Below are 15,582 nucleotides of genomic sequence, written 5' to 3' on the forward strand. Positions count from 1 at the left end.
TCTAATTTAGAAATCGGCTTTTTTTATGTTTAGCGAGCTAAGAATGTCTAAAATCTAAGCTAGTCTAATGATCTAAATTACAATCCAAAAGCAGTTTTTACTTGGTCAACAAAATCGAGTTTTTCCCAAGTAAACAATTCAACAGTAACTGTTTTTGAATGTCCGCCCGGAGCAGAAAAAGTTTTAGTTACAGTTTCCGGTTTACGTCCCATGTGTCCGTAAGCGACAGTCTCGCTATAGATTGGATTTCTTAATTTTAAACGCTGTTCGATAAAGTAAGGACGCATATCAAAAATAGCTTCTACTTTTTTAGCGATTTCACCGTTTGTTAAATCAACTTTAGCAGTTCCGTAAGTTTCAATGAAAATTCCCATTGGCTCAGCAACTCCAATTGCGTAAGAAACCTGAACTAAGATTTCGTCAGCAACACCTGCAAGAACTAAGTTTTTAGCGATATGACGTGTAGCATAAGCAAGACTTCTATCTACTTTACTTGGATCTTTTCCAGAGAATGCACCACCACCGTGAGCACCTTTTCCACCATAAGTATCAACAATGATTTTTCTTCCTGTTAAACCAGTATCTCCGTGAGGTCCTCCAATAACGAATTTTCCTGTTGGGTTAATGTGGTAGTTGATTTTATCGTTGAATAAATGAGCGTGCTCTGGGTTTTTAGCGATAATTCTTGGAATCAAGATTTCGATAATATCTTTTTTGATTTTAGCAAGCATTGTAGCTTCTTCATCAAAATCATCGTGTTGAGTTGAGATAACAATTGCATCAATACGAGTTGGTTTGTTATCGTCGCTGTATTCTAAAGTTACCTGAGATTTAGCATCTGGACGTAAATACGTGATTTCTTTGTTTTCACGTCTTAAAATAGCCAACTCTTGTAATAATTTATGAGATAAATCAAGTGCCAATGGCATGAAGTTTTCTGTTTCGTTTGTAGCGTAGCCAAACATCATTCCTTGATCTCCAGCACCTTGCTCTTCTGGCTTAGCTCTGTCAACTCCTTGGTTAATGTCTGCAGACTGCTCGTGAATAGCTGAAAGAATTCCACAAGAATTCGCTTCAAACATATATTCACTTTTAGTATATCCAATTTTACGGATTACTTCACGTGCAATTTGTTGTACATCAAGATAAGTATTTGATTTTACTTCACCTGCTAAAATAACCTGACCAGTAGTAACTAATGTTTCACAAGCTACTTTTGAGTCAGCATCAAATGCCAGAAAGTTATCAATTAAAGCATCCGAAATTTGATCTGCAACTTTGTCTGGATGCCCTTCACTAACAGATTCTGACGTAAATAAATAAGCCATAATAATTTATTAAATTAACATTAAGCGAGGAAAAAGTAATTGCTGAAAGTGCTAAAGGAGAGTTTCTGCTTTAGCATTTTTTACTACTGAAATCTATTTTTCAGCATTCATAACGAACCATTTCATTATGAAGAGGTTGCAATCAGTTCAAATTTTTCCTCTGTATTCGCGTGCAAAAGTACAAAACCATTTTGATTTGCAAATTAAAGTTCAACTTTTTTTATTTTTTATAGTAGAAATTTAACATTAATATAGTAATTTGATAGGGTAATGGAAAATAATTAAGTTTTTGTTTGGTGGATTGGAAAAAAGTTCTCACATTTGCCAAACAAAACACGTAGAAAAATGAATTTAATTGCTAAAAATATGTGCTGTATGATGTCGGGAACTTCCGCAGAGCGCGCTATTGTTTAGTAGTTAAATCTAAAAATAACAATAAAACCTCTGCAATTCGCGGAGGTTTTTTTTTGTTCAAACCGAAAGTAATTTAAATAAGATTTATAAGAGAATATAAGTTTTGTGTTCGATTAAAAGCTAATGACCTTATAGGTGAAAAAAAAATAAAAATAAAATGAATAATTCAATAGTAAATAAAATGATGATGTGTTGTAAGATGTCGATGTGCATCCCAATTTGCTATTGCCGAAAGTGAAAGATAAAATCTTTGTTATAGTTTCAACTATAAGCCCTTTTGGTAAGCCATCCGAAAGGGCTTTTTTATTTCCAACATTTTAAAATTAAAAATCATGAACACGCTAGATATAAATACAATCGCATTTGAATACTTATTGAGAACAGATTCTCAAAAAAATAATAAAGCTGAAGAGTCCATTAATGAAGCTGTAAAGTATAATCCAGAACAATATATAAAAAGCCAAAAATCATTATTGTTTCACATGTATGATCTGGAAGAAGAAGCAGAAAGTCATTTTGTTTAAATCAATTTAAAAGTCAATTAAAATTAGAAAATTCAATAACAATATATAAAAGTATTAACAATACCTAAAAACTAAGAAATCATGAGCACACACAAATTTGCAACAAACGCACTACACGCAGGACACGATGTTACTAAAAACGGAGGGACTAGAGCAGTGCCAATTTACCAGACATCATCATATGTATTTAATAATGCCGATCATGCGACCAATCTATTTGGTCTTGCCGAAGCTGGATTTATTTATACAAGATTAAATAACCCAACAAATGACGTTTTAGAACAGCGTTTAGCGACGCTTGAAGGCGGGATAGGAGCTGTAGTTACGGCCTCTGGAGCCTCGGCAATTTCTACAACATTATTAACACTGCTAAAAGCGGGAGATCATATTGTGGCATCAAACAGCTTGTATGGCGGAACTTACAATCTGCTAAAAGTGACACTGCCAAGATTAGGAATTACAACAACATTTGTAGATCCTTCAAAACCAGAAAACTTTACCAAAGCGGCAAAAGAAAATACAAGAGCTTTTTTTGTGGAATCTCTCGGGAATCCAAAATTAGACGTTTTGGATTTAAAAGGAATTTCGGCAGAAGCCAAAGCATTTAAAGTACCTTTTATAGTAGATAATACAGTTGCGACACCTTATTTATTAAATCCAATTCAATATGGTGCCGATATTGTAATTCACTCCTTAACTAAATATATCGCTGGAAACGGAACTTCATTAGGAGGCGTTATGATTGATGCTGGAAATTTTGACTGGTCTAACGGAAAATTCCCTGAATTTACCGAACCATCTGCAGGATACCACGGATTAGTATATCACGAAGCTTTAGGGAATGCGGCTTTTATTGCAAAAGCGCGAATCGAAGGACTGCGTGATTTTGGTGTCGCTTTGAGTCCATTTAATGCTTTTCAGATTATTCAAGGATTAGAAACACTTCCAATCCGAATCAAGAAACATAGTGAGAATGCTTTGGCTTTGGCCGAATGGTTAGAGAAACAAGAGGAGGTCGTGTGGGTAAATTATCCAGGTTTAAAATCTAATAAATATTATGATTTAGCTAAGGAATATTTGCCACAAGGCCAAAGCGGGATCATTACTTTTGGGTTAAAAGGAGGTTTTGATGCGACTAAAAAAGTGGTAGATGATACCAAATTATTCTCATTGCTGGCAAATATAGGCGATACCAAATCGCTGATTATTCATCCGGCAAGCACAACACATCAACAGCTGTCAGATGAAGAACAAGTTGAAACAGGAGTTTCAAAAGATTTAGTTCGTCTGTCTGTGGGAATTGAAGATATCGAAGATTTAATCGCAGATCTTCAAACTGTTTTTGAAAGTGTTTCGCTTTCCCAATACAGTATAAATAAGAATTAGGTTTTTTTGTTTTTTGTTTGAAAAATTGCCTTTAGCGATTGGTTATTGCTAAAGGTGATTTTTTATGAAAAGCATCATTATAAAAATTAAACCATGTAGAGACGCACTGCAGTGCGTCTTATTGTGGTTAAACATTAAAATGTTAGAAATTATGTCAAAGCTTAAAATAAACATTATCCTTTTTGGAATTGGAAATATCGGAAGTACTTTGATCAATCAGATTATTGAAAGTCAGGATTTTTTTCTGGAAAGTAGAAATGTAGATTTTCATTTTCCTATTATAACGAATTCTACCGTAGCTTTTTTTGAAAAAGAAGGTGTTGGTTATGCTTGGGAAACCAATTTCAGACAATTGGCAGTTCCTTTTAAAGTAGAAGATATTATTGAATTTGCTAAAGAAAATGAATTCGAAAATTTGATTGCTGTCGATGCAACCGCCAGTGATGAATTGGTGAAACATTATAACACGCTCATCAAAAACGGATTTAACATTGTGGCTGTAAATAAAAAAGCAAACACACTGCCAATCGATTTATATAAAGAACTAAGGTTGAACCTTAAAAAGTATGACAAAGAGTTTTTGTATGAAACATCGGTTGATACTGGAATTCCGGTTTTACAGACTTTAAGAGATTTGTATTATTCGGGAGAAAAAATCACCAAGATTCGAGGCGTATTTTCAGATCATTTAAGTTATGTTTTTAATCGGTTTTCGGCAGAAGATGTTTCGTTTTCATCTGTTTTAAAAGATGCAAGTCTTTTGGGATTAATGAAATCAACATTTAAAGAAGATTTGTCTGGAAATGACACAGCGAGAAAACTGCTGATTTTAGCCAGAGAAATTGGTAAAGATTTTGATTTTTCGGATATTCAGATACAGCCATTTATAACAGAAAAGCATCTAGAAAAAAATGGAATACTTAATAAAGATGAGGTAGATAAGTCTTTTAAAATTTCTAAAATCACCCAGTCAGAGGATCACGTGCTTCGTTATATTGGAGAATTTGATCTAGAAAGAAATAAGCTGGAAGTTAAATTGATTTCAGAACCCGCCCATTCTCCAATTGGACAATTAAAAGGTTCAGATACCATTTTTGAAATCTACACACAATCTTATGCTCAGGTTCCAATTGTAATTCAAAGTGCGTCGCCATGTAAACAGGCAATTTCGCGAGGAATTATAACCGATATTTTGAAAGTTGCCGAAAGAATTAGGAACAAAGAGGCAGTCTGGTCCTGAATTTTTTAGAAAAAAGCAGAAAAAATAAGAAATGTTCTTTGATAAATTGATTCGTTAAGGAAATTTAGAAAGTTGAAAATGCTTAGTTTAGCCTTGTTTTTGCAGTAATTTTCTTTAAATTATTTTTGTAAGACGTTTTTCGACGTTAAAAAATAACTTTTTAACGTATTTTGTAATTAAATTCTTGAATTTTATTTGTGTAATAAAAAAAATATTTGCATATTTGTTATACCCAAAAACTACTAGAAATCAAATGAACTTAAAAGTCAACAAAATGTTTTGCGCCATTTCGGTTATTACCGAGGCTGGGTTGTCTATTGCTTAAAAATTGTAAGAATACAATATATATAGTAAAGCCTCCCAAAACAAATTGGGGGGCTTTTTAATTTTACACAAATGCAACAATTTAAAATACAATATAAATCACAGATGAATAAATCCTTACAGCTAAACAAGATGTTTACTGTCGCGCTTATTTGCGTGCACGTCTGTTGATACTAAAAGCATAAATGAGTTTAAAAACTTAAACCCTTTTGGTATCTGAAATTCCAAAAGGGTTTTTTTATTCCGTAAAGGGAGTTAACATAAAGATAAAAAAGAGATAAACATTATAAAACGCAACTAAACTAAAACTTAATATCATGAGCACATTGAACTACTTAGCAAAAACGATTTCTACTTTGAAAAACAAAAGAACAAAAAGAAATAACCCATGCCGCCAGCAAACGAATTGGTTCACCCAAGATTCGGAATTACTGAGACGGATAAAAATGCTGAAAAAATAACACCAAATTCTTTATTGTTTTTGATGTATTCAAAAGAAAATGAAACGCTTTTTATTTAACTTAAAAAGTTTCGCAAAATAGGCTTCGGCCTGCTTAATTTTACTGGGCATTTTTGTTCGGTAAATTTTTGCGTATATGAGTTTTTGTCTGCAGGATGTTTATGAAATTTAACAAACAGTTTTCGATAAAATTTGTTTGTTAAAGAAATTAGTAGTTAATTTGCACCATTAAGTTCAAAAAAGTATTGAAATGTTATAAAGAAAGGACGAGGGATTAGACCCGATGAATCCTTAGCAACCCTTCGTTAATTCGAAGAAGGTGTCGCATTCTACCACTCCCAAAAGTGGAAAGATAACAACGAGAATTTTTCTAGTTTACACTAGTTTTTTCTTTCTAATATTTCCAGATACAAATCAGATAATACAACAGATTTGAAAATTGGAAAATATACCAAACCCTATTAGCATACAAAATTTCACCACAGAAAATGGTGTGCTTTATCATACACTACCGTTAAGTTTTACTACCGCTGGTCAGCCATTGTACAGCGCGCCTATTGTTTTGGTAAATCATGCCTTAACAGGAAACGCACAAGTTACCGGCGAAAACGGCTGGTGGAATGACTTAATTGGCGAAGGTAAAACCATCGATACTTCTCTTTACACTATTTTAGCTTTTGATATTCCCGGGAACGGAAGTAATTCCTTTTTAATTGAAAACTATCTCGATTTTACTGCCAGAGATGTTGCCCGAATTTTTATTGAAGGCATAAAAACTTTAAATATAGAAAAGCTTTTTGCTATTATTGGAGGTTCAGTTGGAGGCGGAATTGCCTGGGAAATCTTAGCATTAGAACCAAATATCACAGAACACCTTATACCGATTGCAAGCGATTGGAAATCGACAGACTGGCTTATTGCCAATTGTTTCCTTCAGGAGCAAATTTTAAATAATTCTTCAAAACCTATCGAAGATGCGAGAATACACGCCATGTTGTGCTATCGATCGCCAGAATCATTTAAAGAAAAAATTTCAGCGTACCGTTAATCAAGATCTTTTGATTTTTAATATCGAAAGCTGGCTCGCACATCACGGAAAAAAACTGCGAAGAAAGATTTCAGCTAGCTTCTTATAAATTAATGAATCAGTCGCTTAAAACAATTGATATCACTAGAAATAGTGAAAGTTTTGAAAACTTATTGTCGCAGACATCAGCCTCAATTCATATCGTAGGAATTAATTCAGATTTGTTTTTTACAGCAAAAGAAAACGTAGAAACTTACGAAGAATTGAAAAAGTTTAAAGACAATGTTTTCTACAGCGAAATTGATTCGGTTCACGGACATGACGCTTTTTTAATCGAGTACAAACAATTAGATCATTTACTTGCCGACATTTTTAAGGCAGAAACAATAAAAAAATAAAATGAAAGTATTAAAATTTGGAGGTAAATCATTAGCAAATGGAGAAGGACTTAATAAAGTTGTTTCAATCATTTCAGATAAAGTAAATCAAGGTGAAAAAATTGCTGTTGTAGTTTCTGCGCGTGGCAACGCAACAGATGAATTGGAATTTATCTTAACCATTGCCGCAAAAAACGGCAGTTATAAAGAATTATTAGAGAATTTTAAAAAATATCAAATATCAGATTATCCGCATGTAGATTTTTCGGAAGAATTTAATGTTTTAGATAAACTTTTTGAAGGAGTAAGTTTGATTGGCGATTACAGCAAAAAAATCAAAGATCAGATTTTATCAAAAGGTGAATTGCTTTCGGCTAAATTATTAACCGCTATTTTAATAGAAAAAGGAATTCCAGCCAATTTTGTAGATTCAAGAGAATTGCTTAAAACCGATTCTAAATTTGGTGATGCACAGCCTTTGGAACAGCTTTCAAAGAAAAACGTAGTAAATTATTTTAAAGAACATAACGGCGAAACGGTTAATATAGTTACAGGCTTCATTGGCTCTAACAACAACAACGACACAACTACTTTAGGTAGAAATGGCAGTAACTATACCGCTTCGTTAATTGCTAATTATTTAAATGCAGAAGAACTTCAAAACTTTACACACGTTGACGGAATCTATACTGCAAATCCAGATTTAGTTGCCGATGCTAAAAAAATCGAATATTTGTCTTTTAATGAAGCAAACGAGCTGGCTAATTTTGGCGCAACAATTCTGCACGCCAAAACGATTATTCCGTTATTAGAAAAAAATATTCCGCTTCGTATTTTAAATACATTCAATCATGAAAACCGCGGTACACTAATTACTTCAGATTCTGATAAAGAAGGAATTAAAACGCTTTCTGTTTTAGAAAACGTTTCTCTTGTAAATTTGGAAGGACGCGGATTACTTGGAAAAGCTGGAGTTGATGCCCGTATTTTTAAAGTAATGGGCGATCACAATATCAGTGTAAGTATTATTTCGCAAGGTTCTTCAGAAAGAGGAATTGGACTTGTTGTAGCGACTGAAAAAGCTACACTTGCAATGGTTGAACTAGAAAAAGAGTTCGAAAATGACTTTTATTCTAAAGATGTGAATCAAATTACGGTTACAGATAATGTATCGGTAATTTCGATTATCGGACAGGATTTAAGTACATTCCACAAACCGTATACAGCTTTAATCAAAAATAAAATTGTTCCTATTTTATTTAACAACACCGTTACGGGTAAAAACGTGAGTTTGGTTGTTAAAAAAGAAGAATTAAACAAAGCCTTAAACGTAATTCACGGAGAGATTTTTGGTGTTTCTAAAAAAGATAAACATCGCTATTTTCGGTCACGGATTAGTTGGCGGCACTTTAATCAATCAAATCTTAGAATCGGTCGCGACTATTGAAAAACGTAAAGATATTAAGCTGAATGTTTTTGCTATTGCAAACTCAAAAAAACTGCTTTTAAATAAATACGGGGTTCCTGCAAACTGGAAAAATGAAATTGAAACGAAAGGTGAAGCTTACACGATTAAAGATATTATCGCTTATGCAAATGATCATCATTTAGAAAACTTAATTGCGATAGATAATACAGCAAGTGCCACTTTTGTAGAAAACTATATTCCGCTTGTAGAAAGCAGTTTTGATTTAATTTCTTCGAATAAAGTAGCCAATACATTAAGCTATGGTTTTTATAAAGAATTGAGAAAAGCTTTGACCGAAAACCAAAAGAATTATTTGTATGAAACCAATGTTGGTGCGGGATTGCCATTAATTGATACGATTAAATTATTGCATCTTTCGGGAGAAAATATCACTAAAATTAAGGGAGTTTTCTCTGGAACATTAAGTTATTTATTTAATAATTTTTCTGCTAAAGATGCGCCTTTCAGCGAAATCTTGCAAGAAGCAATTGATAACGGATATACAGAACCAGATCCGCGTGAAGATTTATGCGGTAATGATGTCGGAAGAAAATTATTGATTCTAGCGAGAGAATTAGATTTGCAAAATGAGTTTGAAGAAATCTCGATTCAGAATCTTATTCCAGAGCATTTACGTGAAGGAAGCGCTTCTGATTTCTTGACAAAACTAAAAGAATTTGATCCAATTTATGCTAAAATAAAAGCAGAGCAACAGCCAAATCACGTATTAAGATACATTGGAGAATTGTCTGGAGATTTGCAGAATGACAAAGGAAATTTAGAAGTGAAATTAGTTTCAGTACCTTCAGATACAGCTTTAGGCGGATTAAAAGGTTCTGATTCTTTCTTCGAAATATATACAGAATCTTACGGAGATCGTCCAATCGTAATTCAGGGAGCTGGTGCAGGTTCTGCAGTAACGGCGAGAGGAGTTTTTGGAGATATTTTGAGATTATCGGATAAAGGGTAATATCCTATTTTAGATTTTAGAGTTCAGATTTTAGATTTTCTAAATCGGTTCCAGTTTGTCATTTCGACGAAGGAGAAATCACACGCGAAACTCGTCAAAGAAACTCGACAATTGTTATAGATCAACTGGTGTGATTTCTCCTTACGTCGAGATGGCAAGATTGTGGAAATTACACTGATAAAACAAAAACAAAAAAATAACAACACAATGAAAGTAACCTTAAACAGAGTAAACGACGCGTTTCATTTTAAAGTAAAAAATGAAAGAGGTCATATAGTTGACGTTGACAGCAGAGCTGAATTTGGAGGAAGTGATTTAGGTGCTAGTCCAATGGAATTAGTTTTAATGGGTGTTGCAGGATGCAGTGCAATTGATATGATTTCCATTCTGAAAAAACAGCGTCAGGAAATCACTTCTTTTAATGCTGAGGTTGAAGGTACACGCGTACAAATCGACGAAGCAAAACCTTTTAAAGAAATCGATGTGGTTTTTTATTTAGAAGGCGATATCAATCCGGAGAAAGCACAGCGCGCCGCACAGCTTTCTTTCGAAAAATACTGTTCAGTAGCCAAAACGGTTGAGCCAACAGCAACAATTAAATACAAAGTTGTCTTAAACAACGAAGCTTTATAAATTAGATAATTAGTCAATTAAATAATTAGAAAATGCTCTGAATGAGTATAAATAATTGACTTGTTTTAGTTTGGATTTTAGTTTAGAAACTTGAAACCTGAAACTTGAAACAAAAAAACAAAATAACAACACAATGAATAAAGAAGAATTTGGTTTTGAAACCCAAGCAATACGTACACATTTAGAAAAAACTCAATTTCAGGAACATTCCAGTCCTCTGTATTTGTCATCAAGTTTTGTATTTGAAGATGCAGAAGATATGAGGGCCTCTTTTACAGAAGAAAAAGTACGAAATATTTACTCTCGTTTTAGCAACCCAAATACTACAGAATTTGTAGATAAAGTATGTGCAATGGAAGGTGCGGCATCAGGTTATGCCTTTGCAACTGGAATGGTCGCAATCTATTCTACTTTTGTCGCATTGTTAGATTCAGGAGATCACATTGTTTCTGCAGGAAGTGTTTTTGGGTCGACTCATGCACTATTTATGACGTATTTTCCAAAATGGAATATTGAAACCACTTATTTTGATATCAATAAGCCGGAAACGATTGAAAGTTTCATAAAGCCAAATACTAAAATCCTTTACGCTGAAACACCAACAAATCCGGGTGTAGATGTAATTGATTTAGAATTGTTAGGGCAAATTGCAAAAAAGCATAATTTAATTTTAATAATAGATAATTGCTTTGCAACACCTTACATTCAACAGCCTATAAAATATGGTGCACATATTGTAGTTCATTCGGCAACAAAATTAATGGATGGACAAGGACGTGTTCTTGGAGGTGTCGCAGTTGGAGATGCAGAGTTAATTCGTAAGATATATTTATTTTCAAGAAATACAGGGCCGGCAATGTCACCATTTAATGCTTGGGTTCTATCAAAGAGTTTGGAAACTTTGGCAGTTCGCGTGGACAGACATTGCGAAAATGCCTTAAAAGTAGCTGAGTTCTTAGAAAGTCATCCAAATGTTAACAGTGTGAAATATCCGTTTTTGAAATCACATCCAAAATATGAGATTGCAAAAAAACAAATGCTTTTAGGAGGTAACATTATTGCTATCGAAATTAAAGGCGGTCTTGAAGCAGGAAGAAAATTTTTGAACAAAATTAAACTATGTTCACTTTCTGCAAATATTGGCGATGTTAAAACTATTGTAACACATCCAGCTTCTACAACGCACAGCAAATTATCTGAAGAAGATCAATTGGCAGTTGGAATTACGCAAGGTTTGGTTCGTGTTTCTGTTGGTTTAGAAACCGTCGCAGACGTAATTGCCGATTTAAAGCAGGCATTGGATAATTAATTTTAGATTTCTGATTTTAGATATTAGATTCGCTCACTTTATTAATGACGATTTTAACTGTAAATTATTTACTATTAAAATCGTCATTCTTTTTTCAAGATTGTTTCACTAAAAAATATATTTTTGCTGAGGTTGAAATTAAAAAAGAGTAATAATTCAAATTCAATATACAATTGGGTACTTCTATATATGTGGTGGAAAAGAAAATTTTAACTTCTGATCGAGATCGTTTTTTTAATTGTCTTATTGATTTTGTATTTATTCTCGTCACGATATTTATTTTTACTTTATTGGTCGTAATTACTGGGAATATTTTGCAGTGGGCTATATACGAGATTTTGGTGGAAATAATGATAAAACTTGGAATGTTTGGGACTTATCTTTCTTTTGCAATGTTTTATTATTTAGTGCTAGAAGGATTTTTTGGCAGAACAATAGGAAAGATTATTACAGGTAGTATTGTCGTAAATGAAAATGGTTTGAGACCGAATTTTAAAGCTATTTGTATAAGAACATTATGTCGTCTAATTCCTTTTGATGCGCTTTCATTTTTAGGTAAGTCAGAAAGAATATGGCACGATTCAATTTCTAAAACATTCGTTGTAGAGAAAAAGGACCTAGAAAATGATATGGAAATGTTTTATAGTTTAAATTTAATAGGAGTAAATGATGCAAACTAACTTAAACTATACTAATTTAGTAGAATATAGGTTTAGATCTGTTATATTCTCATTTAAAAAGATTATTTTTGTTGCAAGAAAATATGTTTATTGTTTTTTTAGTCCATTTTGACTATAATTTACAATTACAATCTAAAATATAAAAATGCTTTCAAAGAAAACAAAATACGGAATTAAAGCCCTTACATATTTAGCCAGGAGAGACAATAACGAACCTGTACAAATTGCCGAAATTGCGAAAAGTGAACATATTTCGATTAAATTTTTAGAAAGTATTTTGTCGCTTTTGAGAAACTCTGGTTTTCTTGGAGCAAAAAAAGGAAAAGGCGGTGGTTATTACCTGATAAAAGATCCTAAAGACATTAGTATGGCGAAAGTCTATCGTATTCTAGAAGGTCCAATTGCATTACTGCCTTGTGCGAGTCATAACTTTTACGAAAGATGCGACGACTGCGATGATGAAACTACTTGTGCGACAAGACGTTTAATGACTGAGGTTAGAGATAATACCCTTAAAATATTAGAAAGTAATTCATTGGCAGATATTGCATTTTTAGAAGTTGCTTTTAAAAATAAAAAAAGACCATTTCATATTAGTGAAAATGGTCTTTTTTTTTATGTACTATCTACTGTCCTGCAAGGTTTTCGAAACCTTGTAGGTCTTTATTAAAATCACACTTTCAAGGTTTTGAAAACCTTGAAGGACGAAGAAATATTTATTCTAAAAAATTAATTTATATCCTGCTAGGAAAAGCATAACAGCGATGGCATTTCTAAGGAACAAATCAGGAACTTTTCCACTTAAGTCTACGCCAATATAAATTCCGGGAAGAGATCCTAATAATAATTGTCCCAACAGTGCTAAATCTAAATTTCCCATAGAAGCATGCCCAATTCCGGCAACTAAAGTTAACGGAACAGCGTGCGCAATTTCAGTTCCTACTAAACGAGGAGTTGGAAGTAAAGGATAAAGAAAAAACAAAGTTACAGTTCCCAATGCTCCAGCTCCAATAGAAGTTAAGGTTACAGTTGCGCCCAATAAAACTCCAATTGCTATAGTCAGCATATTTTGGGTACGGCTTTCGCTGTGAAATTTATCTCCCGCATGTTTTTGAGAAAACTTTAAAATTTTATTTTTGAATATAATCGCAACAGAAGTAAACAGTAATGCCCACCCTAAACTGTACTTAATTACGCGATTTATAGTTTCGATATCAGTCTTTATGCTATGTAATATCCATAGTGTTACCAAAGCTGCGGGAACACTGCCTAATGTTAACCAGCCCGTAATTTTCCAGTTTATATTACCTTTTTTATGATGTACAAAAACACCGCCCATCTTGGTAAAAGCGAGATAAAGCAAATCGGTTCCTACTGCCGTTGTAGGCGATATGCCAAAATATAATAAAATCGGAGTCATTAAAGAACCTCCGCCAACACCTGTTAATCCAACAATAAAACCAACCGCTAACCCAGCAATCACAAGACCAATCTGAAAATCCATAAAAAAAATTTGGCGCTAAAATACGACATTTTTATAATTATTCTATAGATATTGTAGAGATTAAAAAAGGTATTTAATATGCAAACCTATTTTGCAATTATATTGTTTAAATATGCTGTAAAGTGTCATTATTTGTGAAATTAGTTTAAAGACCTCTCTTAGAATCTCATAAATGACTAATTCAAGGCTTAAAAAAATATTAATATTACTTTGTAATTTAGAAATAAGTAGTATTTTTGCAAAGTAATCTATTAGCCCGATAGGGTAATGGGTTTTAAAATAAAGCCAATCGTTTTAATATGGAAAAAGAACTGAAAATAAATACTGCTGATTCTTTGAAAGAAAAGCTGTGGATTGGAATTCCTATTGTTTTATTGGTAGGTTTATTATCAGTGTTAATATACAATCACCACGCTGAATTTTCCTGGGACGGATTTGTAGCAGGATTCAATCAGGAATTTTTAGTGTTTTTTGCCATTGGTGTTTTTGCTCAATTGGTTGATGGAACTTTAGGAATGGGTTATGGAGCAACTTCGACGTCGTTTTTATTGGCATACGGAATTCCGCCAGTGGTGAGCAGTACAGCAGTACATGTTTCTGAGATGTTTACAACAGGAGCGTCGGCACTTTCACATCATAGATTTGGAAATATTAATAAAAAACTGGTAAAACATTTATTGATTCCAGGGGTTTTAGGTTCGATAACAGGAGCTTATTTATTATCAGATGTAATTGATGGAGATATTATTAAGCCATTTATTGCTGTTTACATGATTATTTTGGCGATAATCATTATTAGAAAAGCTTTAAAAAAGAATATTGTAAAAAGAAAAACTAAAAAATTAGGTGTTTTAGCCATTTTTGGAGGTTTTATGGATTCAGTTGGAGGCGGAGGCTGGGGGCCAATTGTAACTTCAACATTATTAGGAAGAGGAAGAAATCCGAGATATACTATTGGTTCAGTTAATGCGACTGAGTTTGCCATTTCATTTGCAAGTGGTATAACATTTATGCTTTTTGGCGGTATTCACGGCTGGCAGGTAATTATCGGGTTGATTTTAGGAGGAGTTATTTCGGCACCGTTAGCGACTTATTTGGTAAATAAAATCAAAAGAAAACCAATGATGGTTGCCGTTGGAGTTCTAATTATATTATTGAGTTTAAAAACATTATCTAAATTATTATAATTCTTTAGATAGGGAGAAAGAGATTATGAGTGCGATTATTGTACAAGAATTATTAGAGAAAACTAAAGATTTTTCGCTGGATGAAACCTTGGTTTTCTTAGCAGAAAAATTTCCGGGAAAAGTAATTTTTTCTACTTCTTTTGGTCAGGAAGATCAAGTAATTACAGATTTCATTGCCAAAAGCAATACTGATATTACGGTTTTTACTTTAGACACCGGAAGATTGTTTCAGGAAACTTACGACGTTTTTCACAAAACCTTGAAAAAGTATAAAAGACCAATCGAGGTTTATTTTCCAGAAGCATGGCGGTAGAAAATTTACTGAAAGCAAAAGGCCCAAACAGCTTTTACGATTCAGTAGAAAACAGAAAAGAATGCTGTTTTATTCGAAAAGTAATTCCGTTACGAAAAGCTTTGGCAGGAAATTCAGTTTGGATTACAGGTTTAAGAGCAGAGCAGTCAGAAAACAGACAAGATTTAAATTTGTTTGAATACGATGGAGGTTTTGAAATCATCAAATTCAATCCATTATTAAAATGGTCTTTGGAAGAAGTTGAAACGTATCTGCAAGAAAACAATGTTCCTCAAAATGCTTTACACAAACAAGGTTTTGTAAGTATTGGATGCGCGCCATGTACAAGAGCAATTTTCCCGGGAGAAGATATCAGAGCCGGAAGATGGTGGTGGGAATCGAGTCATAAAGAATGTGGTTTGCACAGTGCTAAGAAAGAGTAGAAGAGACAAGAAGCAA

Annotated in this window: 10 protein-coding genes, 4 pseudogenes and 1 riboswitch; of the genes and pseudogenes, 12 read left to right on the plus strand and 2 right to left on the minus strand. The window is 33.2% G+C overall.

Features of this window, described 5'->3' with window-relative positions; translation table 11 throughout:
• Positions 1-77: 77 nt before the first annotated feature.
• Positions 78-1,328: a methionine adenosyltransferase gene (gene metK / locus ACZZ95_RS08135; protein WP_463468669.1), complete on the minus strand. Its 1,251-nt coding sequence runs from the start codon at positions 1,326-1,328 to the stop codon at positions 78-80.
• Between the two features lie 746 nt (positions 1,329-2,074).
• Here metK and ACZZ95_RS08140 point away from each other — a divergent pair.
• From ACZZ95_RS08140 to ACZZ95_RS08185, 10 genes and pseudogenes are all read left to right on the plus strand, one after another.
• Complete coding sequence (locus ACZZ95_RS08140) at positions 2,075-2,266, plus strand: hypothetical protein (RefSeq protein WP_095952577.1); 192 nt, start codon at positions 2,075-2,077, stop codon at positions 2,264-2,266.
• 81 nt (positions 2,267-2,347) lie between these two features.
• Entirely contained in the window at positions 2,348-3,652 is a 1,305-nt protein-coding gene (locus ACZZ95_RS08145) for an O-acetylhomoserine aminocarboxypropyltransferase/cysteine synthase family protein (RefSeq protein ID WP_463468670.1), read from the plus strand.
• Positions 3,653-3,803: 151 nt separating this feature from the next.
• The gene (locus ACZZ95_RS08150; protein WP_463468671.1) at positions 3,804-4,892 is read left to right on the plus strand and encodes a homoserine dehydrogenase family protein; all 1,089 of its coding nucleotides are present in this window, start codon (positions 3,804-3,806) and stop codon (positions 4,890-4,892) included.
• Positions 4,893-5,604: 712 nt separating this feature from the next.
• Positions 5,605-5,736, plus strand: coding sequence for a hypothetical protein (locus ACZZ95_RS08155; protein WP_463468672.1), 132 nt, complete (start codon positions 5,605-5,607; stop codon positions 5,734-5,736).
• A 190-nt stretch (positions 5,737-5,926) separates the two neighbouring features.
• Positions 5,927-6,035: riboswitch (SAM riboswitch) on the plus strand.
• An 80-nt stretch (positions 6,036-6,115) separates the two neighbouring features.
• A pseudogene (locus tag ACZZ95_RS08160) lies at positions 6,116-7,101 on the plus strand (alpha/beta fold hydrolase).
• 1 nt (position 7,102) lies between these two features.
• Positions 7,103-9,518 (plus strand): annotated as a pseudogene (thrA, locus tag ACZZ95_RS08165) (bifunctional aspartate kinase/homoserine dehydrogenase I).
• Positions 9,519-9,725: 207 nt separating this feature from the next.
• A complete protein-coding gene (locus tag ACZZ95_RS08170) occupies positions 9,726-10,151 on the plus strand; it encodes an OsmC family protein (RefSeq protein WP_463468673.1) in 426 nt (141 codons plus the stop codon).
• Positions 10,152-10,284: 133 nt separating this feature from the next.
• The gene (locus ACZZ95_RS08175) at positions 10,285-11,460 is read left to right on the plus strand and encodes a trans-sulfuration enzyme family protein (RefSeq protein WP_463468674.1); all 1,176 of its coding nucleotides are present in this window, start codon (positions 10,285-10,287) and stop codon (positions 11,458-11,460) included.
• Positions 11,461-11,633: 173 nt separating this feature from the next.
• Positions 11,634-12,140: an RDD family protein gene (locus ACZZ95_RS08180; protein WP_463468675.1), complete on the plus strand. Its 507-nt coding sequence runs from the start codon at positions 11,634-11,636 to the stop codon at positions 12,138-12,140.
• A gap of 145 nt (positions 12,141-12,285) precedes the next feature.
• Positions 12,286-12,693, plus strand: a pseudogene (locus tag ACZZ95_RS08185) (RrF2 family transcriptional regulator); the annotation flags it as partial.
• A gap of 168 nt (positions 12,694-12,861) precedes the next feature.
• On the opposite strand, the gene ACZZ95_RS08190 reads toward ACZZ95_RS08185, so the two are convergent.
• Positions 12,862-13,644, minus strand: a complete 783-nt coding sequence (locus tag ACZZ95_RS08190) for a sulfite exporter TauE/SafE family protein (protein ID WP_463468676.1) — start codon at positions 13,642-13,644, stop codon at positions 12,862-12,864.
• A 299-nt stretch (positions 13,645-13,943) separates the two neighbouring features.
• On the opposite strand from ACZZ95_RS08190, the gene ACZZ95_RS08195 reads away from it, so the two are divergent.
• Both ACZZ95_RS08195 and ACZZ95_RS08200 read left to right on the plus strand, forming a co-directional pair.
• Entirely contained in the window at positions 13,944-14,831 is an 888-nt protein-coding gene (locus tag ACZZ95_RS08195) for a sulfite exporter TauE/SafE family protein (protein ID WP_463468677.1), read from the plus strand.
• A 25-nt stretch (positions 14,832-14,856) separates the two neighbouring features.
• Positions 14,857-15,566: pseudogene (locus ACZZ95_RS08200) on the plus strand (phosphoadenylyl-sulfate reductase).
• Positions 15,567-15,582 lie beyond the last annotated feature (16 nt).

The organism is Flavobacterium sp. AC267, assembly GCF_979258715.1.